Source organism: Haloarcula pellucida, assembly GCF_014647235.1.
Classification (GTDB): Archaea; Halobacteriota; Halobacteria; order Halobacteriales; family Haloarculaceae; genus Haloarcula; species Haloarcula pellucida.
Genome location: NZ_BMOU01000001.1, coordinates 241,116 through 263,759, shown reverse-complemented (window position 1 = coordinate 263,759; position 22,644 = coordinate 241,116). Strand labels below are relative to the sequence as shown.

Annotated in this window: 34 protein-coding genes; 18 read left to right on the top strand and 16 right to left on the bottom strand. The window is 66.6% G+C overall.

Features of this window, described 5'->3' with window-relative positions; genetic code table 11:
- Positions 1–158: 158 nt before the first annotated feature.
- Positions 159–692 carry an inorganic diphosphatase gene (locus IEY28_RS01415; protein ID WP_188993860.1) on the bottom strand — a complete coding sequence of 178 codons (534 nt, stop codon included), beginning with the start codon at positions 690–692 and terminating at the stop codon, positions 159–161.
- Positions 693–1,044: 352 nt separating this feature from the next.
- On the opposite strand from IEY28_RS01415, the gene IEY28_RS01410 reads away from it, so the two are divergent.
- Positions 1,045–1,404: a PadR family transcriptional regulator gene (locus IEY28_RS01410; protein ID WP_188993859.1), complete on the top strand. Its 360-nt coding sequence runs from the start codon at positions 1,045–1,047 to the stop codon at positions 1,402–1,404.
- Between the two features lie 5 nt (positions 1,405–1,409).
- Here IEY28_RS01410 and IEY28_RS01405 read toward each other — a convergent pair whose 3' ends face one another.
- The 3 genes from IEY28_RS01405 to IEY28_RS01395 form a co-directional block, all read right to left on the bottom strand.
- A complete protein-coding gene (locus IEY28_RS01405; RefSeq protein ID WP_188993858.1) occupies positions 1,410–1,964 on the bottom strand; it encodes a DUF7108 family protein in 555 nt (184 codons plus the stop codon).
- Positions 1,957–2,550 (bottom strand): ribonuclease HI, encoded by a 594-nt coding sequence (gene rnhA, locus IEY28_RS01400; protein ID WP_188993857.1) that lies wholly within the window; start codon positions 2,548–2,550, stop codon positions 1,957–1,959. The genes IEY28_RS01405 and rnhA overlap by 8 nt, the downstream gene beginning before the upstream one ends.
- A 62-nt stretch (positions 2,551–2,612) precedes the next feature.
- The gene (locus IEY28_RS01395; protein WP_188993855.1) at positions 2,613–3,008 is read right to left on the bottom strand and encodes a hypothetical protein; all 396 of its coding nucleotides are present in this window, start codon (positions 3,006–3,008) and stop codon (positions 2,613–2,615) included.
- A 101-nt stretch (positions 3,009–3,109) separates the two neighbouring features.
- Here IEY28_RS01395 and nreA point away from each other — a divergent pair, with 101 nt between their 5' ends.
- From nreA to IEY28_RS01375, 4 genes are all read left to right on the top strand, one after another.
- Positions 3,110–4,405, top strand: a complete 1,296-nt coding sequence (gene nreA, locus IEY28_RS01390) for a DNA repair protein NreA (RefSeq protein ID WP_188993853.1) — start codon at positions 3,110–3,112, stop codon at positions 4,403–4,405.
- Positions 4,406–4,454: 49 nt separating this feature from the next.
- Positions 4,455–4,637: a hypothetical protein gene (locus IEY28_RS01385; protein ID WP_188995715.1), complete on the top strand. Its 183-nt coding sequence runs from the start codon at positions 4,455–4,457 to the stop codon at positions 4,635–4,637.
- A gap of 78 nt (positions 4,638–4,715) precedes the next feature.
- Positions 4,716–4,889, top strand: a complete 174-nt coding sequence (locus IEY28_RS01380; protein ID WP_188993851.1) for a hypothetical protein — start codon at positions 4,716–4,718, stop codon at positions 4,887–4,889.
- Positions 4,890–4,931: 42 nt separating this feature from the next.
- Positions 4,932–5,156, top strand: a complete 225-nt coding sequence (locus IEY28_RS01375) for a hypothetical protein (protein ID WP_188993849.1) — start codon at positions 4,932–4,934, stop codon at positions 5,154–5,156.
- Here IEY28_RS01375 and IEY28_RS01370 read toward each other — a convergent pair whose 3' ends face one another.
- Complete coding sequence (locus IEY28_RS01370) at positions 5,157–5,441, bottom strand: DUF5789 family protein (RefSeq protein WP_166968822.1); 285 nt, start codon at positions 5,439–5,441, stop codon at positions 5,157–5,159.
- 140 nt (positions 5,442–5,581) lie between these two features.
- On the opposite strand from IEY28_RS01370, the gene IEY28_RS01365 reads away from it, so the two are divergent.
- From IEY28_RS01365 to IEY28_RS01355, 3 genes are read left to right on the top strand one after another with little or no spacing between them, the layout of a single operon-like run.
- Positions 5,582–6,616, top strand: coding sequence for a cell division protein CdpA domain-containing protein (locus IEY28_RS01365; protein ID WP_188993847.1), 1,035 nt, complete (start codon positions 5,582–5,584; stop codon positions 6,614–6,616).
- A 49-nt stretch (positions 6,617–6,665) separates the two neighbouring features.
- Positions 6,666–6,992, top strand: coding sequence for a transcription factor S (locus tag IEY28_RS01360; RefSeq protein WP_188993845.1), 327 nt, complete (start codon positions 6,666–6,668; stop codon positions 6,990–6,992).
- Between the two features lie 6 nt (positions 6,993–6,998).
- Positions 6,999–7,610: a DUF6517 family protein gene (locus IEY28_RS01355; protein WP_188993843.1), complete on the top strand. Its 612-nt coding sequence runs from the start codon at positions 6,999–7,001 to the stop codon at positions 7,608–7,610.
- Here IEY28_RS01355 and IEY28_RS01350 read toward each other — a convergent pair.
- From IEY28_RS01350 to IEY28_RS01330, 5 genes are all read right to left on the bottom strand, one after another.
- Positions 7,591–7,998 (bottom strand): hypothetical protein, encoded by a 408-nt coding sequence (locus tag IEY28_RS01350; RefSeq protein WP_229783061.1) that lies wholly within the window; start codon positions 7,996–7,998, stop codon positions 7,591–7,593. The genes IEY28_RS01355 and IEY28_RS01350 overlap by 20 nt on opposite strands.
- Positions 7,995–8,204: a hypothetical protein gene (locus tag IEY28_RS01345; protein ID WP_188993841.1), complete on the bottom strand. Its 210-nt coding sequence runs from the start codon at positions 8,202–8,204 to the stop codon at positions 7,995–7,997. Before IEY28_RS01345 ends, IEY28_RS01350 begins: the two co-directional genes overlap by 4 nt.
- Positions 8,205–8,281: 77 nt before the next feature.
- Complete coding sequence (locus IEY28_RS01340; RefSeq protein WP_166968812.1) at positions 8,282–9,004, bottom strand: methyltransferase domain-containing protein; 723 nt, start codon at positions 9,002–9,004, stop codon at positions 8,282–8,284.
- Position 9,005: 1 nt separating this feature from the next.
- Positions 9,006–9,404 (bottom strand): nascent polypeptide-associated complex protein, encoded by a 399-nt coding sequence (locus tag IEY28_RS01335; protein ID WP_188993839.1) that lies wholly within the window; start codon positions 9,402–9,404, stop codon positions 9,006–9,008.
- A 190-nt stretch (positions 9,405–9,594) separates the two neighbouring features.
- Positions 9,595–10,197, bottom strand: a complete 603-nt coding sequence (locus IEY28_RS01330; RefSeq protein WP_188993838.1) for a DUF7509 family protein — start codon at positions 10,195–10,197, stop codon at positions 9,595–9,597.
- 101 nt (positions 10,198–10,298) lie between these two features.
- On the opposite strand from IEY28_RS01330, the gene IEY28_RS01325 reads away from it, so the two are divergent.
- Complete coding sequence (locus IEY28_RS01325; RefSeq protein WP_188993836.1) at positions 10,299–10,691, top strand: ArsR/SmtB family transcription factor; 393 nt, start codon at positions 10,299–10,301, stop codon at positions 10,689–10,691.
- Here the strand turns inward: IEY28_RS01325 and IEY28_RS01320 are convergent, their stop codons facing one another.
- Positions 10,692–11,144: an Ig-like domain-containing protein gene (locus tag IEY28_RS01320; protein ID WP_188993834.1), complete on the bottom strand. Its 453-nt coding sequence runs from the start codon at positions 11,142–11,144 to the stop codon at positions 10,692–10,694.
- A 36-nt stretch (positions 11,145–11,180) separates the two neighbouring features.
- Positions 11,181–11,651 carry a PUA domain-containing protein gene (locus IEY28_RS01315; protein ID WP_188993832.1) on the bottom strand — a complete coding sequence of 157 codons (471 nt, stop codon included), beginning with the start codon at positions 11,649–11,651 and terminating at the stop codon, positions 11,181–11,183.
- Between the two features lie 174 nt (positions 11,652–11,825).
- Between IEY28_RS01315 and IEY28_RS01310 the strand changes: the two genes are divergently transcribed.
- Positions 11,826–12,008, top strand: a complete 183-nt coding sequence (locus IEY28_RS01310) for a DUF8178 family membrane protein (protein ID WP_188993831.1) — start codon at positions 11,826–11,828, stop codon at positions 12,006–12,008.
- A gap of 46 nt (positions 12,009–12,054) precedes the next feature.
- Here IEY28_RS01310 and IEY28_RS01305 read toward each other — a convergent pair whose 3' ends face one another.
- Positions 12,055–12,552, bottom strand: coding sequence for a LabA-like NYN domain-containing protein (locus tag IEY28_RS01305; protein WP_188993829.1), 498 nt, complete (start codon positions 12,550–12,552; stop codon positions 12,055–12,057).
- A 272-nt stretch (positions 12,553–12,824) separates the two neighbouring features.
- Between IEY28_RS01305 and dapA the strand changes: the two genes are divergently transcribed.
- The 7 genes from dapA (at position 12,825) to IEY28_RS01275 (ending at position 18,846) form a co-directional block, all read left to right on the top strand.
- Positions 12,825–13,751 (top strand): 4-hydroxy-tetrahydrodipicolinate synthase, encoded by a 927-nt coding sequence (gene dapA, locus IEY28_RS01300; protein WP_188993827.1) that lies wholly within the window; start codon positions 12,825–12,827, stop codon positions 13,749–13,751.
- Positions 13,748–14,506, top strand: a complete 759-nt coding sequence (gene dapB / locus IEY28_RS01295) for a 4-hydroxy-tetrahydrodipicolinate reductase (RefSeq protein ID WP_188993825.1) — start codon at positions 13,748–13,750, stop codon at positions 14,504–14,506. Before dapA ends, dapB begins: the two co-directional genes overlap by 4 nt.
- Before the next feature lie 75 nt (positions 14,507–14,581).
- Positions 14,582–14,710, top strand: a complete 129-nt coding sequence (locus IEY28_RS20725; protein WP_255491975.1) for a hypothetical protein — start codon at positions 14,582–14,584, stop codon at positions 14,708–14,710.
- Positions 14,711–14,814: 104 nt separating this feature from the next.
- The gene (locus tag IEY28_RS01290) at positions 14,815–15,654 is read left to right on the top strand and encodes a 2,3,4,5-tetrahydropyridine-2,6-dicarboxylate N-succinyltransferase (RefSeq protein ID WP_188993823.1); all 840 of its coding nucleotides are present in this window, start codon (positions 14,815–14,817) and stop codon (positions 15,652–15,654) included.
- A 175-nt stretch (positions 15,655–15,829) separates the two neighbouring features.
- A complete protein-coding gene (locus IEY28_RS01285) occupies positions 15,830–16,363 on the top strand; it encodes a hypothetical protein (RefSeq protein ID WP_229783060.1) in 534 nt (177 codons plus the stop codon).
- A gap of 51 nt (positions 16,364–16,414) precedes the next feature.
- A complete protein-coding gene (gene lysA / locus IEY28_RS01280) occupies positions 16,415–17,650 on the top strand; it encodes a diaminopimelate decarboxylase (protein ID WP_188993821.1) in 1,236 nt (411 codons plus the stop codon).
- Positions 17,647–18,846, top strand: coding sequence for a M20 family metallopeptidase (locus IEY28_RS01275; RefSeq protein WP_188993819.1), 1,200 nt, complete (start codon positions 17,647–17,649; stop codon positions 18,844–18,846). The genes lysA and IEY28_RS01275 overlap by 4 nt, the downstream gene beginning before the upstream one ends.
- Here the strand turns inward: IEY28_RS01275 and IEY28_RS01270 are convergent.
- A complete protein-coding gene (locus IEY28_RS01270) occupies positions 18,838–19,458 on the bottom strand; it encodes a phosphoribosyltransferase (protein WP_188993817.1) in 621 nt (206 codons plus the stop codon). The genes IEY28_RS01275 and IEY28_RS01270 overlap by 9 nt on opposite strands.
- A gap of 38 nt (positions 19,459–19,496) precedes the next feature.
- The gene (locus IEY28_RS01265; RefSeq protein ID WP_188993815.1) at positions 19,497–20,807 is read right to left on the bottom strand and encodes an MFS transporter; all 1,311 of its coding nucleotides are present in this window, start codon (positions 20,805–20,807) and stop codon (positions 19,497–19,499) included.
- A gap of 169 nt (positions 20,808–20,976) precedes the next feature.
- On the opposite strand from IEY28_RS01265, the gene IEY28_RS01260 reads away from it, so the two are divergent.
- A complete protein-coding gene (locus tag IEY28_RS01260; protein ID WP_188993813.1) occupies positions 20,977–21,204 on the top strand; it encodes a HalOD1 output domain-containing protein in 228 nt (75 codons plus the stop codon).
- 24 nt (positions 21,205–21,228) lie between these two features.
- Here IEY28_RS01260 and purB read toward each other — a convergent pair whose 3' ends face one another.
- The gene (purB, locus tag IEY28_RS01255; protein ID WP_188993810.1) at positions 21,229–22,611 is read right to left on the bottom strand and encodes an adenylosuccinate lyase; all 1,383 of its coding nucleotides are present in this window, start codon (positions 22,609–22,611) and stop codon (positions 21,229–21,231) included.
- Positions 22,612–22,644: the final 33 nt, after the last annotated feature.

Here is a 22,644-nt window from a genome sequence, read left to right as displayed (position 1 = left end):
TCAAAACATTACCCATGCTCATACATAATCGGCAACGACTGCCGATATTATCGGAGAGCATACGTCCCGTATCCGTCGTGCGCTCTCGACCGACGGGGCTGTCGCTGGCGTGGACGAGGACACGGACGACACGAAAGAAAAGGGCGGTCGAGCGCGGTTCAGTTGAACTGCTCGTCGTAGAGGTCTTGGGCGTGCTCGATGGCGTCCATCGCGGCCTGCTTGTCCTCCCATCCGAGCGTCTCGACTTCCTTGCCCGCTTCGAGGTTCTTGTAGGTCGCGAAGAACTCGTCTATCTCGTCGAGTTGCTGCTGGGGGATGTCGTCGAGGTCCTCGATGTGGTCGTAGCGCGGGTCCTCGCTCGGGACGGCGATGACCTTGTCGTCCTGTTCGCCGTCGTCGTCCATTTTCATCAGCGCGACTGGGCGGGCCTCGATGACACAGCCGGGGAACGTCTGGTCTTCGACGAGGACGAGGACGTCGAAGGGGTCCTCGTCGTCGTAGTACGACTGCGGAATGAACCCGTAGTCCGAGGGATAGTGAACGTTCGAGTGGAGCACGCGGTCGAGGACGACGCCGGGGATGTCCTTGTCGTACTCGTACTTGTTGCGCTCGCCCTTGAGGCACTCGACGACGGCGTAGATCTCTTCGGGCGGGTTCGGTCCGGTTTCGAGGTCTTCCCAGAGGTTCGTCATCACCCGCGACTGCGCGACGCCGGCAAAAGTTACTTTCGTAATCGTCCCGGAGCGACGGCGCGGAGGCAGCGAGACGGCCCGGCGTCGAACGGGCGAATCGTGCGTACGACGCGCTCTTCGTAATACACAAAGTATTTATGTAGTACTCTTTCAGAGTTATCCAACACGGCAGAGACAGCTTCAGGGCACCCTACGCGACAGGAACTAGACGGGTTTGGCCCGTACAACTGCTGGACATACCGCATTTTCGATAGTTGTTGCTATATGAAATATGGGTCTCTGTCGTCCGGTAGTAATCGTTCGTACGTCGGAGTTAACAAGTGTTAAATAGCTTGATGACATTTAACTAACCATGTCAGAGGCACAATCCATCAAGGGTAGCCCCGGCGTTGCAAAGGACTTGACCGCGTTCCAGCAAAACATCCTCGTCATTCTCGCAGAAGAGCCACGATACGGCCTCGCGATCAAGCGCGAACTCGAATCGTACTACAGCGACGAAGTCAACCACGGGCGTCTCTACCCCAACCTCGACGACCTCGTCGAGATGGAACTGGTAGAGAAGAGCGAACTCGACAAGCGTACCAACCAGTACTCCCTGACCGACAACGGCAAAGACGCCGTCCTCGACCAGCTCGGCTGGGAGTTCTCGAAGTTCGTCACCGGCGAAGACCGCGCCGACGAGCTCCACGACCTCGTCGACGCTCAGGAGTAACCGACTTACTGCTCCGGTAACCGACCACCCGCTTTTTCGACCGTCACACGGACCGACTCCTCGAGCAGCGCCCGCTGTTCGTCGGTCGGCCAGACGTTCCGCTGGAAGTACTCCTCGCGGAACTCTCGCAGTTCGTCGGTCGTCGCGTCCGCGATCGGCTTCGCGTAGTGGTTGCCCATGAAATCGGCGAGCGCGTCGGCGGTAGCACCGTGGACGTCGCCGTAGTCCGCACGGACCGCGTCGACGACACGACGGTTCTGTTCTTCGACCGTCTCCCACTCGTCGGGCGCCTCCGGCCCGGAGAGTCTGACTTCGACACCGCGGTCAGTGTCCTCGACGCGGTCCGGGCGGATGACGCCGTCCTCGACCCACTCGGCGGGGTGACAGACGAGTATCTCGCCCGTATCTTCCTCGCGAATCCGCGAGGTGTAGCCGCGTTCGTCGAGAAGTGCCGCTCGTTCCGCCCGGTACGCCGCCGCTTCGTCTTCGTCGACCGCTTCCCGGGCGAGTCTGGTGAGACGTTCCACCTCGTCGACCGTCTCGCTTGGCAGGTCAGTCATCGAGTGCGTCGTTGGCTAGTTGGTCCGCGCGGTCGTTTATCTCTCGCGGAACGTGCTCGATGTCCCACTGGTCGAACTGGGTCAGCAGTTCCCGGACCCGAACCCGCTTCTCCCGGAGGTCCGGGTCGTTCGTATTCCACTCGCCGCGTACTTGCTTGACGATGAGTTCCGAATCCCCGCGGACGTGTATCTCGTCGAAGCCGTAGTCGGCGGCGACTTCGAGGACCTTGATCAGGGCGGCGTACTCGGCCTGATTGTTCGTCGCGCGGCCGATGGTCTCGCCGCCCTCGGCGACGATGCCGCTGTCGTCGACGAGTACGTACCCCACCGAGGCCGGCCCGGGGTTCCCGCGGCACGCGCCGTCGAAGTAGGCGTGGACGCGCCCGCCGTCCTCGCCACGCAGGAGCGCTTCCAGTTTGGCGGTGTCGTCGCCCTGCACGACGACCTTCCCCTCGTATGCGACGGCCGTCGCGCCGCCGTACTCCGCGCGCCAGCGCTCGTGGCCGGTGTTTCCCTCCTCGATAGTGACCCCAGCGTCGGCTAACTGCTCTCGGGCGACAGCCTCGTCACACTCTATAACCGGCATCGTTCGAGAAGGACCCGGGAATCGCAAAAACCGTTGTGGTCTGCCCGGTCGAGCGCGACCGGTCAGTTGCCAGCGCGCTTCGCGATGCGCTGGGCGCCGGTCTGGCGCCCTTCTTCGCCACCGACGTAGCGGTCGACGAGTGCTGCCGCGCCACCGGCCGTGACGACGAGTCCGAAGAGGAGCATGACCGTCAGGAACGGGTCGACGGCATAGAGGAACATCGGCGACACCGTCAGTAACAATCCACAGACGATGCCCGTCACCGCTGCCAGCGGGACGGCCTGCTTACCCGAGGCCGCCCGGTACGTGGAATGACCGACGGCGAGCGCCGCTACCTCGCCCACCAGCAGGTTCGTCAGTGCCTGTGTGTGTGGAACCGAGAAGACAGCCGGCAAGAGTATGACGACGACGCTTACGACGGTTGCAGCCAAACCGAGCCACTTCGTTGCGTTCACCATGATTTATATCACCCGTTGTTACTCAGTCCAGGTACGTAATACTTGTTCACAGACGTTCGGCAGGGACAGGTTCATGCCCGACAGGGGCAAAGCGCAGATAGATGCAGCTCGACGAGTTCATCGAGGGGTTCGAACGTGACGAGGCCGCCGAGAAGCGTCGCCTCGCCGAGGAGAAGTCCTACGCCATCACCGATCATCTCGAAGACGTCGAGCGGCAGTTCCAGGAGACGGTACAGGGCGACTCGCTCTTTGGTTCGACGGCCCCCGAGATATTCGTCGGCCGGTCGGGCTACCCGAACGTCTCGACGGGCCTGCTCTCGCCCGTCGACCGGGACGCCGCCGCCGAAGGGTTCGCGACGAGCAGCGAGTGGTACGACGCCGGTCTCGGCATCGAGGACGTCCTCCAGCGCCGTACCGGGATGCTCAACTCGACCCGACCGACCGCCGTCGACGCCGTGAGTACGGGAGGTCGCCGCGGGAGCGACGCCGGCGGCGCCTACGACGTGTGGAACGGCTTCGTCGGCGTCCAGCGCGAAGTCGCCATCGCCGACCATCCGGTCGACGTCGAGGTGGGACTCGACGGGACGCCCGAACTGGACGTGCAGTTCGACGACGTGGGGACGCCGACCGGGCCGCGTGCCCACGCGACCGGCGCGGACTTAGCGGAGAACCCCCACGTCCCCCGGCCCGTCGAGAAGACGCTCTCGGACGACGACTGGCAGGCCGAGGGCGCGATGACGTACCTCTACCGCCGCGGTTTCGACGTCTACGACATCAACACTATCCTCTCGGCCGGGGCGCTCGGACAGGCCAGCGAGCGGTCGCTGGTGCCGACACGGTGGTCTATCACCGCAGTCGACGACACCGTTGGCCAGTACCTCCGGGGGACCACGCGCAACAGCGACACTATCGACAAGCCCGAAGTCTGGTACAACGAGTACATGGGGAACCGCTACTGGGTCCTGCTGGCACCGGGCCGCTGGGAGTTCGAACTCGTCGAGATGAAAGCACCCGAGAGCGTCTGGAACCCCCGTCCCGGGACGGGGTACTACATGTCGAGCGCTCACGAGGGGTACGAGGGTCGGACGGGGTACGTAGCGGAGACGGCCGGCGCGTACTACGCCGCCCGCCTCGGCGTCCTCGAACACTTACAGGAGCGCGGCCGACAGGCGAAGTGTCTCGTCCTCCGGGAGATCACCGACGACTACTGGGCGCCCGTCGGCGTCTGGCAGGTCCGTGAAGGGGTCCGCAACGCGTTCGACGGCGAACCCGGCGTCGGCCAGTCGTTCCGCGAGACGCTCTCGGCCGTGAGCGACCGTCTGCCGGTCAGTATGGGGGCACTGCGCCGCAAGTCCGAACTCGTCGCCGGCCTGCAGTCACAGCTCTCGGACTTCTGACCGCCCAGAAGTGACAACGATTAATGCAGACGCTACGGTACTGCCCAGTGTGTCCCCTCCACTCCTGTTGTTCCCCGGCATGCCCGGTACTACCGAACTGATCATCATCCTCCTGCTGATGGTGCCGTTTTTGATCGTCCCCCTCGGCCTCGTCGCCGCCGCGTACCTGTTCGGAAAGCGACGTGGTCGGTCCGAGGTGGCCGACGGCGACGGGACAGAGCGTGTCGAGTAAGAGACAGAGAGTCCGCCTCTCACGCCCGCTGCGGCCGGAATCGACTGGTTTAACCGTCCGAATCCGTGAGGTTCGACTGTGTCCCCTCAGCCCGCAGACACCGCCCCGCCCGAGGAGTTGACGAGTCAGGCCTACCACATCACCGTCGACGACGGTCGAGACTCGTTCTGTGCACTCAGCATCGAGTCGCCCGACGTCGAGACGGCGTGGCTCATCTCGGATACGGTCCGCTCGCTAGAGAGCATGCGATAGCGTCTCAAAAGCGGTTTTAGCCCGCCCGTGCTACGCCCAGCTATGTACCTGCTACTGCAGGGTCCGGGACTGGGCGGGCTGGTCGTCGTCTTCCTCCTGCTGCTGGCGATGGTGATCCCCGTCGTCGTCGTCTTCGGTATCGCCCTGTATCTGACGAGCGATCAGTGGGACGACCGGAAAGATGTGGTCGGGACGCCGGCGGACCCGACGGTAGACACGGACGAGACGCCCGCAGAAGACCAGCGTGCCGACGACGAGTCGGCGTAGTTACTCGGTCGGGACGGGACCGGTGCCGATGACCTCACGGACCGCGGCCTCGAACTCGTGGCGGTCGGTGAAGTACGGTACGTCGACGTCCTCCATGACCACGGCCAGTTCCTGTGGGCCGTCGGGCGTCCGGATGGTGGTGTCCCCCTCTCGGTCGACGACCGTGCTGTGTTCGATGCCCCACGTGAGTCGGGCGGTGACGCGGGCCAGCGGCGCCCCCTCGACGTCGGGCCCCTCGCCGAGTTCGACGGCCGGCGCCTCTTCCTCGCTATCGTCGTCGCTCATACTCGAACTGTTCCCGCCGGCCCGATTAGTGCTTTCGGAATGCGAGCGGTCCGTCGGCACCGTTCGCCACGCGTCGCTCGCGCGCACGTCATGCGCTCGTCTGACGGGTAGTTTTGAGGAACGCCGTCCTAGAGGCGTCTATGACCAGTCTGACGGACGTCTACGAGGGGGAGGTCGGCCGCGTCGCGTCACGTCGCCAGCAGCTCGTCGGATCGGGGCTGTTCCTCGCCGGGGTCGCGGGACTCGTCGCCGCTATCGCGCTGGCGACGACGAACGCGGGGTCGACGGTCGGCCTCGGGGACTACGCCGCCCGGAAGGCCGCCGGCATCCTCGCAGGCATCGGTCTCCCAGTGGTCGTCCTCGGCGTCTTCGCCGTCCTGCCGGCGAGTCGACGCGTTCGAGCGACGGCGATTCTCGGCGCGTGCGTCTCCATGCTCGGCGTCGCCGTGTTCCAGCACATCTACCCCTACAACTGGATGACGAACGCGCCGCTTCAGGCACTCGGAACCAGCATCGTCTACGTCGCCGGCGTCCTGACGACGTTCTGGTGTCTCTTTGTGGCACTCGCGACGTTCAACACCCGGAAGTCGCCGGGCGGCACCGCTCGAATGGCGGTTACCGAGGAGGGGACTATCAAACTCGTCGAGGAAGCCCGCTCGATTCCGGGCCTCGGTGGCATCGGGTTCTTCGGCGAGGACCCGGACGGCGGCGTCGAGACGCAGACCAACCGACACGAGGCGGGGCACGGGACAGTCAGTGACGGCGGCGACGAGAGCGAGGTGCTTCGGTCCCCTGCCGGGTCGGGTACACAAAGCGGGACGGGGTCCACGACCGGCCCACAGAGCGCCGGCCGGCAGTCCGCAAACGGACGACCAGACGAGACCGACGCCGAGCAGTCCACGAGCGTCGGCCCGTCGGAGCACGAACTCGACCCGGATATCGCCAGTGCCGGCCCAGAATCCGCCCCGAGCACGGACGGCGGGACGACGCCCCACACCGGTCAGGACCCCATCACCGAGACGGCCGTCCACCGCGGCGAACCCGACAACTACTGCGGTAACTGCCGGCACTTCCAGTACGTGATGGACGGCGACGACATCCAGCCGTACTGTACGTTCCACAGCGAGCAGTTGGACGACATGGACCCGTGTCCGGCGTGGGTCACCAACGACTGACGCGAACCCCGGCGTTTAACACGCCCGCGTTGCTTAACGGAGGACAACAATGGAGTTTTGCGACGACTGCGGTTCGATGATGAAGACAGAGGACGACGTGTGGCTCTGTGAGAGTTGTGGCTACGAGAAATCGCGCAACGCCGACGCCGAACGGGAGATGGCCGTCACCACGCAGGGTCAAGAAGAGTCGGAAATCGTCGACACCTCGGAAGTGGACGCCGCGGACATGGGGCCGACGACCGGTGCCCGCTGTCCGGAGTGTGGCAACGAACGGGCCTTCTACGAGATGAAACAGATTCGGGCCGCCGACGAGTCCGAGACCCGGTTTTTCACCTGCACCGAGTGTGAACACAAGTGGCGCGAGGACGACCACTGAGATAGCGTGTCCGACGACGCCTCGTTTCCAGACGTTCCCGCAGACCACCTGCGCGAAGAGGGGTGGGAACTGACAGACGAGAGCGTCGAGACGGTGTTCAAACTGCCGACGGCCAGCGTCGTCGGCGCGACGAAACTGTACGACGACGTGCGCACGCGTGCGGCGGCCGAGGCCGCCGCCGGCGTCGACCACCAGTGGCGCTTCTTCTTCGCGACGGCGCTGACCTTCCGTCCCCCGCTGGCACCGGGTATCGGCCCGGCCATGATTCTCCCGACAGTCCGTTCGGAGGCCAACTCGACGTTCGCCGACGAACTGCGTGACCGCGGCTTCGAAGACGTCGAGCGCGGTCGACGGGAGCGGATTCGGACCGACAGCGGTGCCCGGGCGAGGCTCCGGACGTACACGGCGTCGATGCCGCTCCCCGAGACCGACGCGACGCTGTCGATAACGGGATGGGTCGGAGTCTGGCACGGTGACGGGTTCCGCATCGCCGCCGGCGCCTATCCCGACGATGCCATCGGCGAGTTACTCGGCCTGTCGGACCCGCCCGAACGGCTCCGACGCCGACCCCGCGAGTACCGCGACGACCTGCTCTCGCTCATCCGCGCCGTCGAGTGACGGCGGCCAGTACTGGCCCCTCCGGAACGAGTTCGACGGGGCCGAGTCCGAGACGCCGAGCCACGGGACTCGGGTCGGCGGCCGCTCCGATGCGTGCGACCGGGACGCCACGGGTCTGCACTTCGACAGTCAGTCCAACGGAGGCCAACGCGGCCGCCACGTCCATCGTATCGGCCGGGAGCCGACGCCACAGCGAGAGGGCGGCGGGGAGCGACGGGAGGTCGACGGCGACGACGTCGTCGTAGCCGACGACAGTCAGCCCGTAGCCGTCCACCTCGACGTCGAGGTCCGCTTCGACGCCGAGGGACGGCCGGCCCTCTATCGCGTCCAGTAGCTCTGCAACGGTCTCGATTGGGTCGTGGTTCCGCCGCTCGGTCGTCGTCGTCACTCGTTCTCGCGGGTAGTAATAGTCAGCGTGCCGTCGACACGCCAGTGTGCGTAGTCGGCGTCGTCGCCGGTCTTGCTCGGTACGTCGACTTCCATGTCCTCGAACTCGTAGGTTATCTCGGCGTTACGGCCGGTGAGCCGGTCGTACAGTCCGATGGCGAGTTCGGGCCACGTCGTCGTCTCGTCTGGAGTCTCGGCTTCGCTCATACACCCACACGTACGTGTCAATGGGGCTTGAAACCACGGCCCAACGAGTCCGGGACAGGGAGGGGAGGCCCGATATGTCAGGGCCGACGGGCGAAGGTGAGATAGCCGGTGTGGCCGACCCCACCGGTGGACGGCCGCGAGCCTCGGTCGTCGAAGTCCATCTCGCGCTGGATGGTGTCGAGGGTCTCGACGTTGTCGAGGCCCACCTCGGTGGCCGCAACGACGACCTCGCGCGTGTTCTCGACGAACGGGGAGTACACCGCGAGCGACCCGCCGCGGTCGAGCAACGTCGGCGTTCGCTCGACGACGGTCGGCGCGTCCTCGGTGTCGAGCGTCACCACGTCGAAGCCCGAGAGTTCGTCGAGGTCGTCGGTCACGTCGCCGGTCCGGACCTCGACGGCGTCCTCGACGCCGGCCACCGCCATGTTCTCGCGGGCCACCTCGGCGAACTCGGGGTCTATCTCGTAGGTCACGACGTCGGCACCCAGTCGACCCATGTACGCGCTGAGGATGCCGGTCCCGGTCCCCGCGTCGAGGACCCGGTCGCCCGCGGCGACGCCGGTCTTGCCGACGACGAGGCCCACGTCGCGGGGCATCATCGGCGCGCCGGTCCGTTCGAGGTGATTGAACAGGTCCGGGCCGCGGAGGCGTCGGACCGTAAAGCCGGTTCCCAGATGCGTCTCCACGACGTCGCCGGGTTCGACGTCTTCGGGGACCTCCAGAATGCCGAGGTCCGATTCGAAGCGCTCGCCCGGGTCCAGCAGGTACTCGCGGTCCTCGTGGACGAACAGGTAGGACACGTTACTCCAGTTGGTCGACGGCGTCCGCGAGGTCGCCGTCGTTGTCTTCGAGGGCCTCGCGGGCCGTCTCCTCGTCCACACCCGTTCGCATCGCGACGAGTTCGACGTCGTCGGCGTCGACCGCGGTTCCGTCGTCACCGCTCTCGGCCGTCTCGCTGTCGCCGGCCACGTCGTCGCTTCCGGCGCCCCGTTCGCGGGTCTCGGGATCGCCGACGACCTGATACGTCTTCTGGCCCTGCGCCTCCATCAACTGGACCTCCGCGTCGGTAAAGACGAGTTCCTCGTCCGGTGTTCGGATGATTACCTCTTCGGCATCGATGTCGTCCATGTCGATGCCCATCTGTTCCATCATCTGCTTCATCTTGCGAGGGTTCATGCCCCCGCCGCCGCCTCCAAACATACTCCGGACTGCGCGTTCTGGATAAAAAAGGCTAGCGACCCACCTTTTTCGACGGGGCATCGGGCGCGTCGTGCCCTCAACCCCCACCCAAAAACGTGGGCGAAAAAGGCCGGTCGCGCGCCGCGCGACCGGGACGGCAACCGATGAGACAGCTACCGAACGGCCCACGCCTCGGTGTGGCCGTCCGCTCTCACGCACCGTCGTCCGTCGTCTTCCGGGGTAGGTCACCGTACAGTTCGCGGTTCATCAGGTCGGCGACGAACTGCCGGACGGCGACTAGCAGTTCGTCCTCGTCGGCGTAACTGACGACTCTGGCGTCCCAGCGCTGGCCGATACTGCGAATCATCGCGCTGGAGACGGCGTCCTCGTGGGCGAACAGCACCCGTTCGCGGTCGGTGTCGTCCATGTCTTCGAGTACCGACCCGACTTCCATCCCGACGCCCAGTTTGTCGCCCAGTCCCGGGACGACGAACAGCGTCGCGTTGCTGGCCCGGGCGAAGGCGATGCTCTGGCTCGCGGCGTCCATCTCCGAGAGCGGTATCTCCGGGTCGACGGCGAGGAAGGCGTTGACGCCGGGGTTCTCTCGGAGACGACCCTGCACGCGGCGGAGCGTCGCCATCATCTCGTCGAGTTCGTCGTCGTCGGCCCTCGCGGCCGGGAGCGAGACGGCCGCCGGGTCGACGCTGTCGGGAACCAACTTCTCGACGTCGAAGGTTGTGTACGGACCCATCAGGTAGACGAGGAAGTCGCCGTAGGCCACCTCGCCGAGCGAGGACTTGATGCGGGTGCGCATATCGGGGCCACTCCCGGAGAGTATATAAAACACGGCGTTACTCAGCGTCGACTGACTCAACAACCGTTATGTCGGTCGCGCCACGAGTTACGGGTAGACAGATGGGCATCAAGACACCCGAGGAGGGGACCGGGCCGGCCGACCCGGCGGACCTCCTGCCAGAGGGGGGCGTCCTCACGTTCGAGGAGTACATGGCGATGCAACGCGCCGTCGGCAACGAGACGCGCTTTCGCATCCTCTATCGGCTGAAACGCGACGGCTCGATGAGCGCCAAAGAGCTTCGGGAGGCGCTGGACCTGCCCGGAAACACGCTCCACCACCACCTCGACACGCTGGTCGACGTCGGCCTCGTGGAGAACCGCAAGCGCAAGGAACCCGACAGCGAGGGGCTGTACTCCTACTACCGCGCGACCGGCCTCGGCGAGGGTCTGCTGGACCACGGCGTCGAGGAACTGCTGCGGCGCGAACAGGTGTTCGCGGACGCCTATCGGTAGTCACTCCTCGACGAGCAACACCATCCTGTCCGCCATCAGTTCGAGGATGTGATTCGACCCGTGGCGCACGTCGAACCCCTCGATAGTGACTGGGAACGTCCTGTTCTCGCCGCCCTCGACGTCGACCGCTAGTTCGTACTCACCGGGGTCGGCGATGCCAGTGTCGAACTCGGCACGACCGCCCGGTTCGACGGTCGGTGACTCGTCGAGTAAGGTCGTTTCACCTCGCGTGAGTGTCACACTGACGGTCTGTTCCACGTCGCGTCCGTTACTGACGACCAGCAGAATCGGGTCGTCGGGGTCGGGCGTCACCGTGTCGGTCTCTGTCGACGACGACGTGTCGGTCTCTGTCGAGTCGCCGGTAGGCGTTTCGTCTGGCGTACCGGGACCCGTACACCCGGCGAGCGATGCGATGGAGAGGGCGGCGGCCGTGAGGACCTGACGGCGGCGCATATTCCGCAGTTCCGAGCGGTCGAATAAGTGCTTTGTTCAGTCGCCGTCGGCACCACGGCGAACCTTCACGGCCATCCCCGTCTCGAAGTCGGTCATCCCGTGGCCCGGCAGTTCCGCGCGGCCCACCGCGAGCAAGTCGCCGTCCTCGTGGACGACCAGCGCCTCGTCGCCGGGACGCAGGTCGGGGTCGGCCTGCTGGACGAACTTCGCGAAGGCGTTGCGCCCCTCGCGGACGAACGGTTCGCTCTCGTCGCCGACGACGACGCGATGACGCGGCGCTTCGAAGTGCGCTTGCAGGCGGCGGCCGCCGGCAAGTCCCAGCGTGTAGCGGCCGTCGGTGCCGTAGGTGACCAGACGGCCGTCCTCGGCGATGACCTGTCGCGGCCGGCCGGAACTCGTGTGCGTTACCTCGATAGCGTCGACCGACGGGAACAGGGCCCGGCCCGCGCCGCGGCCGAACTGGTAGTCTGCGCCGCGGCGGAGGCCACGGTACTCGCTCTCGCTCATTGGCGGTGTTCACGGCCGGGGCACCAACCCCCTTTCGGTCCGGCGGCAGGCCCGCTATCGTGACACCTCAGAGATAGGAAGCCGTAATACTGTGGTGTTTGTGACTGTCTAACTCACCCCCGTCCGTCGGTTTTGGGGAAATTTATACCGGATGAACGCAAAGCGAGGGGTACAATGGCTACGGACAACCGAAAAGTGATACTGGGTGCGCTGTTGCTGTTTGTCAGCACGGCGCTCATCCTCGGGACAGGACCGATAGACGTCGCCATCCCGGCCGTCGCCGCCGGCGTCGCGTCGCTGGGGCTGGCGGCGGGTGCGCTCCTCGTTGGCACCTCCGAAGACGGTCGCCCGGTCTAAGCCCGACAGCGTATATTCGCCGAGACCGACTGCTCGTGAGTGACCACTACAGCAGGAACCGGTCCGGGTCCTCGCTCAGGTCGACGAACCCGTCGACGGCGTCTTTCAGGTCCTCCGAAGAGGACTCCTCGAAGCCCATCGCCTCGATGCGACAGCCCTCGTGACGGACGTAGCGACAGACCCGAGCGAAGTCGCCGTCGCCGGTACAGAGGACGACGGCGTCGTTGTGTTTCGCCAGCGTGACGGCGTCGAGACTCATCCCCACGTCCCAGTCGGCCTTCTTCGACCCGTCCTGGAACGTCTTTATCTCCTTGATGCGCGTCTCGAAGCCGATGTCGACGAGCGCCTCGAAGAACGTCTCCTCCTCGGGGGAGTCTGCACGGATGACGTAGGCGATGGCGCGAGTGAGTTCCCGGCCGTCGACGGCCTCCTCCAGCAGGGCCGAGTAGTCGATGTTCCGCGTGTAGAGACTCCGGGCGGTGTGATAGAGGTTCTGCGCGTCGGCGAGGACGGCGACGCGCTGACCCGGGTGTGATACGGTCATAACTGGATTTGGCGGCCCCTCTCGGATAGGTTTTCGGATGAACACGAAAGAACACAACAGCTAAGTCCCTCACGGTCTGTCACACAAGCATGCGACGCCGCTCTCACGCCACGGACGGACCGGTCGTCAGCGGCGTCTGCGTCCGCTCGAAACGTAAGCGCACGCACCACTACTGACTCGCGGCGGGCGTGGCACCCCCGTCACGGGTCGATTTCTCCCGCACCGCCTGCAACCGGACCACATATCCCAGAGCGACACCACAGCACTCAGCAATGACAGCAATCGATTTCCACGGCGTCTACCCCGCGATGTGTACGCCGTTCAACGACGACGAGGACCGCAGTATCGACTTCGAGACACTCCGAGCAGACGCCCAGCGACTCGAAGCGGCCGGCGTCGACGGCCTCGTCCCGGTCGGGTCGACCGGCGAGTCCGCGACGATGACCCACGACGAACACGTCGAGGTCGTCGAGGCCGTCATCGACGCCGTCGACGACGTGCCGGTCATCGCCGGCACCGGGTCGAACAACACCCGCGAGGCGCTCTCGCTCTCTCAGCGGGCCGCCGACGCCGGTGCGGACGCTCTCTTGCTCATCTCGCCGTACTACAACAAGCCCGAACAACAGGGCCTTATCGACCACTACACGACCATCGCCGACGAGGTCGACTGCCCGCAAATCGTCTACAACGTTCCCTCGCGCACCGGACGCAACATCGAACCGGACACGGCCGTCGAACTGGCGAGCCACGAGAACATCCGCGCGTTCAAGGCCGCCAGCGGCGATATGAACCAGATCTCGGAGATCATCGAGCGCACGCGCGACGAGGAGTTCACGGTGCTGTCGGGCGACGACGGCATGACCCTCCCCATCCTCGCTGTCGGTGGTCACGGCTGTATCTCCGTCTCCGCGAACGTCGAACCCGAACGGACCTGTGCGATGGTCGGCGCGGCACTGGCCGAGGATTACGAACGCGCTCGGGCCATCCACCACGAACTGGGGCCGCTGTTCCGTACGCTGTTCGTCGAGACGAACCCCATCCCGGTCAAGGAGGCGATGCGCATCCGGGGCTATGGGCCCGCCAACGTCCGGTCGCCGCTGACGCGCCTCTCCGAGGAACACCTCGACGACCTGCGTGACGTACTCGCGGTGCTCGAGGACGAGGACCTCGAAGACGAGTACGCGGAGATAGAACGATGACGCGGGTCGCCGTCAACGGCCTCACCGGCCGGATGGGCGGTGCCGTCGTCGAGACGGCCGCCGACCGCGACGTCGAGGTCGTCGTCGGGTTCGCCACGAGCGACGTCGAACGGGCCCACGGCGTCCCGGTCGTCCACCCCGACGAGGCGGCCGACGCGCTCCGGGAGTACGACGCCGAGGTGGTCGTCGACTTCGCGGCCCCCGAGGGCGCGCTGACCGTCGCCGACGCCTGCGCCGAGACGGGCGTCGCGATGGTCGTCGGCACTACCGGGTTCGACGAGGACGGCCTCGACCACCTCGCCGCCGTCAGCGCGGAGGTGCCGCTCCTGAAGGCGAGCAACTTCTCGCAGGGGATTCAGGTGCTCCAGCGACTCGTCGGCGAGGCCGTCCGCGCGCTGGACGACTACGACCTCGAACTCATGGAGAGCCACCACAACGGCAAGGTCGACGCGCCGTCGGGCACGGCAAACAGCATCCTCGCGACGATTCAGGAAGAGCGGGACGTCGACCCCGTCTACGGCCGAGAGGGCCACGCGCCACGTGACGAGGACGAAATCGGCGTCTTCGCTCGTCGAGCGGGCGACATCCGCGGCGAACACGAACTCATCCTCGCGGGCAACGACGAAGTGCTGTCTCTCTCACACCGGGCCGAGGACCGCGGCGTCTTTGCGGCGGGCGCGCTGGACGCGGCGACGTGGCTCGTCGGCCGCGACCCCGGACAGTACGAGTTCGGCGAGGTCGTCGACGCCTCATAGGCTCCTTCGACACCCTAATACAGTTCGGTCAATATAACGCATAGCCTTATACGAAGCGGCGCCGGAGCGACAGGTATGGCTACGCAACACAGCGGTCGACTGCCAGCGTCGAAGTGTCCCCACTGTTCCGGCGAGTTCGAGATAGCGACCAGCGTCGGACTCTGTCCGGACTGCGGGTACGTTCCGGGCGAAGGGTCGGACTGAGATACCGGCGGTTTTCGAACGCCGGTTTCCCCAGCAGGTGTCGTCGCCGTGACCGGTCGAAATCCCCGGTCGCTATACGTCCGGAGGCGGTACCGACGGCCAAGATGCTCGGACAAGACCTCGAACAGAACATCGGGGACCTCTGGACAGCGTACGAACAGGGAGCCACCGTAGAGGACGTCGAACCGCCGCAACTGGACACGCTCGATGCGTTCCTCACCGCGCTGGAGAACGGCGACGTCCGCGCCGCCGAGAAGGTCGACGGCGAGTGGCAGGCAAACGAGTGGGTCAAGCAGGGCATCCTGCTCAACTTCGCGTTCCGGAAGACCCACAGCCGAGAGTACGGCGGGGTCAAGTACCACGACGTCCTTCCCCTCCGAGACACCGGTGACCTCGGCGAGCGCGGCACCCGGAACACGCCCGACGGGACGACCATCCGCCGGGGCGCGTACCTCGGCGAGGACTGCATCATGATGTCGCCCTCCTTCGTCAATATCGGCGCACACGTCGGCGACGGCACCCTCATCGACTCCTGTGACACCGTCGGCTCCTGTGCCCAGATCGGCGAGAACGTCAAACTCGGCGCGAACACGCTCATCGGCGGTGTCCTCGAACCGGTCGAGAGCGCGCCGGTCATCGTCGAGGACGATGTCTCGCTCGGTGCCGGCTGTCGCGTGACCAGCGGATTCGTCGTGGGCGAAGGGAGCGTCGTCGGCGAGAACACGCTCCTGACCCCGCGCATCCCCGTCTACGACCTCGTCGAGGACGAGGTCATCTACGGCGAACTGCCGCCCGAGCGGCGTGCGTTCCAGCGCTTCGTCGACTCCTCGGTCGGCGAGAACGACCTCATTCCCGGCGGCGCGTACAAGCCCGCCGTCGTCGCCACCGACGTCGAGGAGGAGACGCTGGAGGCGACGGAGCGAGAGGACGCGCTCAGAGACTAAGCAGGGGAGAGCGCCCCCTCGGGTTGCGAGCGGCGACCGAAGGGAGTCGTGAGTAGTAGCGAGCAGACAGACCACGCTCTCCATCGAGTGTCGGAGCGTAAGCGCGCGTTACTCACACGGACGCCGGCGTACACTATCTGTTGTATATTTGTTACCAACTCGCATAGTGGTCGGTATGAGCGAGCGACTCGGCACCGCACGTCTCGCACACTCGCTCCGGTACGAGTGGGGTGCGGGCGCCGCTGGCGGACTCGTCGGCGGCGTCGGAATGGGAATCGTCTTCCACGCCGGTGCGAACCTCATGCCGTTCGTGGGCGCGCTCTACGGGTGGCCGACGGTGGTCGGTGGCTGGGCCGTCCACCTGCTGAACAGCGTCCTCGCTGGCGTGGTGTTCAGCCTCCTCGTCTCGCATCCGTTGGTCGACGAGCAGACGACTGAACTGGCCGAGTACGTCGCGGCCGGCGTCGTCTACGCGGCCGCCATCGGGCTGCTCTCGACGGGGGTGTTGTTGCCCGTCTCGATGCAAGCGCTGGGCGTCCAGTCGTTCCCGGAGCCACTGGTGCCGCTTCCGGGGTTGCTCGGGACGTTCCTCGTCGTCGTCTCGGTGGGCGTCGCCCACGTCGTCTACGGCGTCCTCCTCGGGGCGACCTACGCCACCGTTCGGGGCCGACTGCGGGCGGGTGTCGAGACCGCAGAGAGCATGCCCTGAGGTGCTATCGAAGCGGAACCCTTGTTAGCCGCCGTCGCCGTTGTACGGCCAATGAGTCACGACTCGCCGCCCGTCCGCCGCCTCGCGGACTGGGACCACGACCGACTCGGTCGACTCGCGGCCGAACACGGGACGCCGCTGTACGTGCTCGACGTGGACCGCGTCGCCGAGAACTACGAGCGGTTCGCGTCGGCGTTCCCCGACGCCCACGTGATGTACGCGGCGAAGGCCCACACCGGCCGCGCCGTCCTCTCGAAACTGCTGGAGACCGGCGCCGACATCGAGTGCGCCGCGTGGGGGGAACTCCAGCGTGCAATCGACGCCGGTGCGGACCCGGATACGTTGCAGTACACCGCGGTCAACCCGCCGGACCGCGACCTCGACTACGCCGTCGCCCTCGCTGAAGACCACCCCGGCCTGACCATCACCGGCGGCGCCCGGGACACGTTCGACCGCCTCGAAGCACGCGGCTACGACGGCCGCGTCGCCATCCGCGTCAACCCCGGTATCGGCACGGGCCACCACGAGAAGGTCGCGACCGGGAAGGACGCGAAGTTCGGCATCCCGTACGAGCAGGTACCCGAGGTGGCCGAAGACGTGGCCGAGCGGTTCGACCTCGTCGGCATCCACGCCCACGCGGGGAGCGGCGTCCTCCACGACGACCTGGACGACCACTGTCGGGCCATCGGGAAGGTCGCAGACATGGGCCAGCGAATCGAGACCGAAGTCACGCCGCTGGAGTTCGTCGACTTCGGCGGCGGGTTCGGCGTCCCGTACCGCGAGGACGAGGAGCCACTCGACATGCAGGTCGTCGGTGAGAAGGTCCGCGACGCCGTGGGGGAACTGGACGCCCAGATCAAACTCGAACCGGGCCGCTACGTCGTCGCCGACGCGGAATGCATCCTCACCGAGGTCAACACCGTCAAGGAGACGCCCGCAGCAACCGTCGTCGGCGTCGACGCCTCGCTGGCGACGCTCATCCGCCCGGCGATGTTCGGGTCCTACCACCCGATTCGGAACGTGACCGCGCCGGACCGCGAGGCCGACCCCGTCTCCGTCGGCGGGCCGTGCTGTACGAGCGCCGACGTGTTCTGTACCGACCGACCAATCGCTCGCCCGGAGCGTGAGGACCTCCTGGCCATCGGCAACGCCGGCGCGTACGGCTACGAACTGGCCAACCAGTTCCACTCCCAACCCCGACCTGCGGAAGTCGCCATGGAGGGCGGCGAGACGCGTATCGTCCGGGAGCGAGAGACGCTCGACGACGTGACGAGTCTGGAGCGATGAGCGCGACGTTCGACCTCGCGGAGTTCCACCGGCGGGCCGTCGAGACGGACTCCACCGAGTCGGTCGACGAGATGCGGACGGTCCTGCTCGACACCCTCGACGCGGCCGACGTGGCCGCGAGCGTGGACGACCTCGGCAACGTCGTCGCCACGCGCGGCGCGGCCGACCACGAGGCCGCCGCGAGCGCCGACACGCATCTGGTCTTCAACACCCACATCGACACCGTGCCGCCACACGTTCCCTACGAGCGACGGACGGAGCGGCCCGGTGACGAGGCAGTCGACGGGAGCGAGGACGCGGGCGAGGGCGACGTGGTCTGTGGCCGCGGGTCGTGCGACGCGAAGGGACCGCTCGCGGCGTTGCTGGACGCCTTCCTCACCGTCGACCCCGACGACGGCGCGGTGACGCTCGCCGTCTCCATCGACGAGGAGACCACACAGACCGGCGGCGCACACCTCGCCGAGACTATCGACGCCGACGGCTACATAGTGGGCGAACCGACGGGACTGGACGTGTGTACGGCGGCGAAGGGTCAGTTCGAGGGCACCGTCACTATCCACGGCGAGAGCGCCCACGCCGCCGACCCGGGGAGCGGGCTGAACGCTATTCGTGCCGCTGCGCCGATTCTGCAGGCGCTGGAGAGTTACGACGAGCGCGAGGCGCGCAGCGCCTCGGAGGGCCCGAGCGGTGACGACGGGGAACCGCGAGGACCGGACGACCACGAGACGCTGGGTCGCCCCATCCTGACGCCGTCGATGGTCGAGGGTGGCGAGGCGACCAATCAGGTGCCCGCCGAGTGTACCATCACGTTCGACCGGCGGAGCGTCCCGCCGGAGACGAGCGACGCGTTCTGTGCGACCCTGGAAGAACACCTCCGTGGGTGGCTTCCCGACGCGATGAGCCTCGACGTGGCGCTCATCCGACCCGACACGCCGTTCCCGGAGGCGTTCGCGACGGACCCCGACGCGGAACTGGTCCGGACCTTGCAAGAGGCCAGCGGCGGAACGGTCAGGCCGTTCGAGGCGGCGACGGAGGCCTCCTACTTCGCTCAGCAGGCCCCGACGGTCGTGTTCGGGCCGGGCGTCCTCACCGACGAGGTGGGCGCCGTCGCGCACTCGAAGCGTGAGTACGTCAGGCTCTCGGACGTGCGGACCGCCGCGCGCGCGGTGCGTGAGACGGTCGAGCGACTACTCTAACAGCGCCATCGCCTCCTCGTCCGTGACCTGTGAGAAGTCGCGGTAGAACTGCCCGACCGCGCTGAAGTTCGGCGGTTCCTCCAGCGTGACGACGCCGTCGGTGACGCGTTCGACGGCGTCGGCCGTCTCCGGCGAGGACACCGGCACCCCGACGACGACGCTCGCGGCTCCCGACGCTTTGATCCGTTCGACGCAGGCCCGCATCGTCGCGCCCGTCGCGAGGCCGTCGTCGACGACCAGCACGCGCTCGCCCGAGAGGTCCAGCGGCGGCCGGTCGGCGCGGTAGCGGTCGAACTTCTCTTTGGCCGCGCGCTGTTCGTGTTCGGTCTGACTCTCCAGGTAGTCGGTCGTCAGATCCAGCGAACCGATGAGCGACTCGTTGCGCCACGTCGTCCCGTCGTCGGCGACGGCCGCGACGGCCAGTTCCGGGTTCCCCGGCGCGCCCACCTTGCGGGCGACGACGATGTCTAACGGGACGTCGAGTGCGTCCGCGACGGGACGCGCGACGGGGAGGCCGCCACGGGGGATGGCCAGCACGATGTCCGCCTCGACGTCCTGCCGCCGGAGTTCGTCGGCGAGTCGGTCACCGGCATCCGTACGGTCTGCGAACATGTCAGGAGCTACGACGGTCGCCGGCTTAACGCTCGCGGTCAGTCCTGCGGGGAGAGTCGCGGGGAGTCCTCGCCCACAGACAGCGTCTCCTCGACCTGCCAGTAGGTCAGTCCGAGCGCGAACAGGGCCATCGCCGCGCCGACGGTGAAGGGGGTGCTGAAGCTTCCGAGGTTGAACAGGACGCCCGAGGCGAGGGGGCCGACGGCGACGCCGAGGCCGAAGGCCATCGTCAGCACCGACAGCGTCGTCCCCGACCCGCGCGCCCCCGCGAGGTCACCGGCCAGCGCCAGCGACGGCGCGAACACGAGGGCGACGGCGATACCCTGTACGAACCGCGCGCCGAGCATCAGCCACGGGTCGGTGACGAGACCCTGCGCGTAGACCGACGGGACGAGGACGACGAATCCGGCGACGACGAACGGACGGCGACCGAATCGGTCGCTCGCCCGGCCGATGGGCACCTGCAGGAGGACGTTCGCGATGACGACGGCGGCGAACTGGACGCTGAACATGAACGTCGACTCGTCGAGTCGCATCCGGATCGGGCCCTCCAGCGTCGCGAACAGCGCGATGGTCGTCGCCATCATGAACGTGCCGACGCCGAGGACGAACACCGAGTCCAGTCCGTTCCCGTCGGGGTCCAGCACCGCGATAGAGAGGTCCTTGCTCGCGGCGTCCTCCGCGACGGGTGGGTCCTCGATGAGCAGCGCCACCAGCGCGAAACTGACCACGGCCCCGAGGACGGCGACGGCGAAGGCGGCCGTGAACCCGGAGAACGTCAGTCCGGCGAGGACGTAGGAGACGACGCCCTCGGCACCGAGGCCACCGGTGATGACGACGCCCGCGATTATCGGCCCGAACCCGAAGCCGATCAACCGGAACGTGTTGAAGACGCCGAAGTTCCCGCCGCGTTCGCTGTCGCTCTCGGCGTAGTCGTTGACCAACGCGATCGTCGCGGGGATGGTAAAGGCCGCGCCGACGCCCTGAAACGCCCGGGCCGCCAGCACCGACCAGTACGAGGTGAGGAACGGGTAGGCGGCGCTCCCGACGGCGAAGAGGACCAGTCCCGTGAGGACGAACGCCCGGCGACGGCCGGTTCGGTCCGAGAGCCGACCGGTGATCGGTTGGCCGAAGGAGTTCAGCAGGCCAAACAGCGAGAGGACCAGACCGATGAGCGTCTCCTGACGGAGGACGAACCCGAACAGGTCGGTCCCGACGATGCCCGCGAGCGTGACCTGCCCGCTGGCGATGTACAGCGGGAGGACGATGATGAGAAAGGAGTTGCCCAGCGCGTCGGCCATCCGGGCGAACGCCAGCGTCAGGATGCGGGAGTCGGTACCGAGAACCATCTACCGACTGATAGGCGGGACGACACCTGAGCGTTCCGTTCTCTCGTCGCCTCCGATCGCAGCGCACCCGTCCACGCGCTCTCGCGAGCGACGTGTGAGCGCCAAACTGTCCCTGTAAGGGATACTTACGGCCACCAGAGATTCAAAGGACCAGTCGATACCGGGCGGTATGGGTTCAGACGACCAGTTGAGCAACAGAGTGGTGATGGCCGTCGCAGCGGCGGAGGGCGTCGACCCGACGGACCTCTCGGAGACGCTCTATCCCGCTATCGACGGCGACGCGCTGGACGCCATCTTCTGTAACGCGCCCGGCAGCGTCACCTTCGAGTACAGCGGCTACGAGGTGACCGCCGACAGCGACGGCGACGTCTCGGTCGTCCCGCTCGAACGGGCGTGAGACCGTCCCGCGGTCGACGCCACCCTACACGTCGTCTGCCAAGTCCGACGCGATACCAGTGTAGCCCGCCGGCGTCAGTGCGTCCAGTTCCGCGCGCACCGACTCGCTCACGTCGAGGTCCGCGAACATCTCGCGGAAGTCCTCGATAGTTACCTCACGGCCGCGCGTGGCCTTCTTTACCTGTTCGTAGGCGTCGTCGTGGCCCTCGCGGCGGAGGATTGTCTGGACGGCCTCGCCGATGATTTCGGGGGTGGCGTCGAGTTCCTCGCGCATCACCTGCTCGTTGGGGACGACCTTCGCGAGGCCGTTCTGGCACTTGCCGTAGCCGACGAGACAGTGGGCGAAGGCGGCGCCGATGTTGCGCTTGACCGTCGAATCCGAGAGGTCACGCTGGAGGCGGGAGTTGGTGACGTAATCGCCCAAAAAGACGAGGTCGGAGTTGGCCTTCGAGAGGTTCCCCTCGCTGTTCTCGAAGTCGATGGGGTTGACCTTGTGGGGCATCGTCGAGGACCCAGTCTCGCCCTCGACCGTCTCCTGTCCCAGATAGCGGTCCGAGACGTACAGCCACATGTCGAGGTCCATGTCGAGCAGGACGTTGTTCGCGCCACGCAAGGCGTCGAACAGCACTTCGAGGTCGTCACACGGGTTGACCTGCGTCGTCAGCGGTTCGTGGTCCAGTCCGAGCGACCCGACGAACGACTCGGCGAAGGCCGGCCAGTCCACGTCGGGGTAGGCCGCGTGGTGGGCGGCGTAGGTGCCCGACGCGCCCGCGAGTTTCCCGGCGAGGTCGTCGGCGGCGCGTTCGACCCGCGCGATAGCCTGCCCGAGACGGGAGGCGTAGACGGCCATCTCCTTGCCGAACGTCGTGGGGGTCGCTGGCTGGCCGTGCGTTCGGGCCAGCATCGGCACGTCGCCGTACTCGTGGGCCATCTCGACGAGCGTGTCCCGAATCTCGCGCAGTTCCGGCACCAGCACCTCCTCGGCGGCCGGCTTGACGAGGAGACGGTGCGCGAGGTTGTTGACGTCCTCGCTGGTCAGGCCGAAGTGAATCCAGTTGTCGGCGTCGAGGCCCTCTGGCATGCCCAGACGGATGAAGTACTCGATGGCCTTCACGTCGTGGTTGGTGGCGGTGTACTCCCCGTACCCCTCCGTCTCCAGTTGCTTGACGACGTCTGCGTCCTCGTCGTCGAAGGACTCGTACAGCCCTCGCAGGGCCGACCGCTGGTCCGTGTCGATAGAGAGCGGCGTCGTATCGAGGTCGGCGAGCGCCAGCAGGTACTCGACTTCGACTTCGACGCGAGCGCGCATCAGCGCCCGCTCGCTTGCGTACGGGACGAGCGGTTCGGTGTAGCGGGCGTACCGCCCGTCGAGCGGCGACACGGCGGATAGTGGCCCTCTCTCGGTCATGCTCGACTCTCCGAGGGAGGCCCGAAAAAGCGT

Coding starts and splice junctions, on each gene's coding strand:
- IEY28_RS01415 (WP_188993860.1), bottom strand. CDS start 692: ATGACGAACCTCTGGGAAGACCTCGAAACCGGACCGAACCCGCCCGAA.
- IEY28_RS01410 (WP_188993859.1), top strand. CDS start 1,045: ATGTCAGAGGCACAATCCATCAAGGGTAGCCCCGGCGTTGCAAAGGAC.
- IEY28_RS01405 (WP_188993858.1), bottom strand. CDS start 1,964: ATGACTGACCTGCCAAGCGAGACGGTCGACGAGGTGGAACGTCTCACC.
- rnhA (WP_188993857.1), bottom strand. CDS start 2,550: ATGCCGGTTATAGAGTGTGACGAGGCTGTCGCCCGAGAGCAGTTAGCC.
- IEY28_RS01395 (WP_188993855.1), bottom strand. CDS start 3,008: ATGGTGAACGCAACGAAGTGGCTCGGTTTGGCTGCAACCGTCGTAAGC.
- nreA (WP_188993853.1), top strand. CDS start 3,110: ATGCAGCTCGACGAGTTCATCGAGGGGTTCGAACGTGACGAGGCCGCC.
- IEY28_RS01375 (WP_188993849.1), top strand. CDS start 4,932: ATGTACCTGCTACTGCAGGGTCCGGGACTGGGCGGGCTGGTCGTCGTC.
- IEY28_RS01370 (WP_166968822.1), bottom strand. CDS start 5,441: ATGAGCGACGACGATAGCGAGGAAGAGGCGCCGGCCGTCGAACTCGGC.
- IEY28_RS01365 (WP_188993847.1), top strand. CDS start 5,582: ATGACCAGTCTGACGGACGTCTACGAGGGGGAGGTCGGCCGCGTCGCG.
- IEY28_RS01360 (WP_188993845.1), top strand. CDS start 6,666: ATGGAGTTTTGCGACGACTGCGGTTCGATGATGAAGACAGAGGACGAC.
- IEY28_RS01345 (WP_188993841.1), bottom strand. CDS start 8,204: ATGAGCGAAGCCGAGACTCCAGACGAGACGACGACGTGGCCCGAACTC.
- IEY28_RS01335 (WP_188993839.1), bottom strand. CDS start 9,404: ATGTTTGGAGGCGGCGGCGGGGGCATGAACCCTCGCAAGATGAAGCAG.
- IEY28_RS01330 (WP_188993838.1), bottom strand. CDS start 10,197: ATGCGCACCCGCATCAAGTCCTCGCTCGGCGAGGTGGCCTACGGCGAC.
- IEY28_RS01325 (WP_188993836.1), top strand. CDS start 10,299: ATGGGCATCAAGACACCCGAGGAGGGGACCGGGCCGGCCGACCCGGCG.
- IEY28_RS01320 (WP_188993834.1), bottom strand. CDS start 11,144: ATGCGCCGCCGTCAGGTCCTCACGGCCGCCGCCCTCTCCATCGCATCG.
- IEY28_RS01315 (WP_188993832.1), bottom strand. CDS start 11,651: ATGAGCGAGAGCGAGTACCGTGGCCTCCGCCGCGGCGCAGACTACCAG.
- IEY28_RS01310 (WP_188993831.1), top strand. CDS start 11,826: ATGGCTACGGACAACCGAAAAGTGATACTGGGTGCGCTGTTGCTGTTT.
- IEY28_RS01305 (WP_188993829.1), bottom strand. CDS start 12,552: ATGACCGTATCACACCCGGGTCAGCGCGTCGCCGTCCTCGCCGACGCG.
- dapA (WP_188993827.1), top strand. CDS start 12,825: ATGACAGCAATCGATTTCCACGGCGTCTACCCCGCGATGTGTACGCCG.
- dapB (WP_188993825.1), top strand. CDS start 13,748: ATGACGCGGGTCGCCGTCAACGGCCTCACCGGCCGGATGGGCGGTGCC.
- IEY28_RS20725 (WP_255491975.1), top strand. CDS start 14,582: ATGGCTACGCAACACAGCGGTCGACTGCCAGCGTCGAAGTGTCCCCAC.
- IEY28_RS01290 (WP_188993823.1), top strand. CDS start 14,815: ATGCTCGGACAAGACCTCGAACAGAACATCGGGGACCTCTGGACAGCG.
- IEY28_RS01285 (WP_229783060.1), top strand. CDS start 15,830: ATGAGCGAGCGACTCGGCACCGCACGTCTCGCACACTCGCTCCGGTAC.
- lysA (WP_188993821.1), top strand. CDS start 16,415: ATGAGTCACGACTCGCCGCCCGTCCGCCGCCTCGCGGACTGGGACCAC.
- IEY28_RS01275 (WP_188993819.1), top strand. CDS start 17,647: ATGAGCGCGACGTTCGACCTCGCGGAGTTCCACCGGCGGGCCGTCGAG.
- IEY28_RS01270 (WP_188993817.1), bottom strand. CDS start 19,458: ATGTTCGCAGACCGTACGGATGCCGGTGACCGACTCGCCGACGAACTC.
- IEY28_RS01265 (WP_188993815.1), bottom strand. CDS start 20,807: ATGGTTCTCGGTACCGACTCCCGCATCCTGACGCTGGCGTTCGCCCGG.
- IEY28_RS01260 (WP_188993813.1), top strand. CDS start 20,977: ATGGGTTCAGACGACCAGTTGAGCAACAGAGTGGTGATGGCCGTCGCA.
- purB (WP_188993810.1), bottom strand. CDS start 22,611: ATGACCGAGAGAGGGCCACTATCCGCCGTGTCGCCGCTCGACGGGCGG.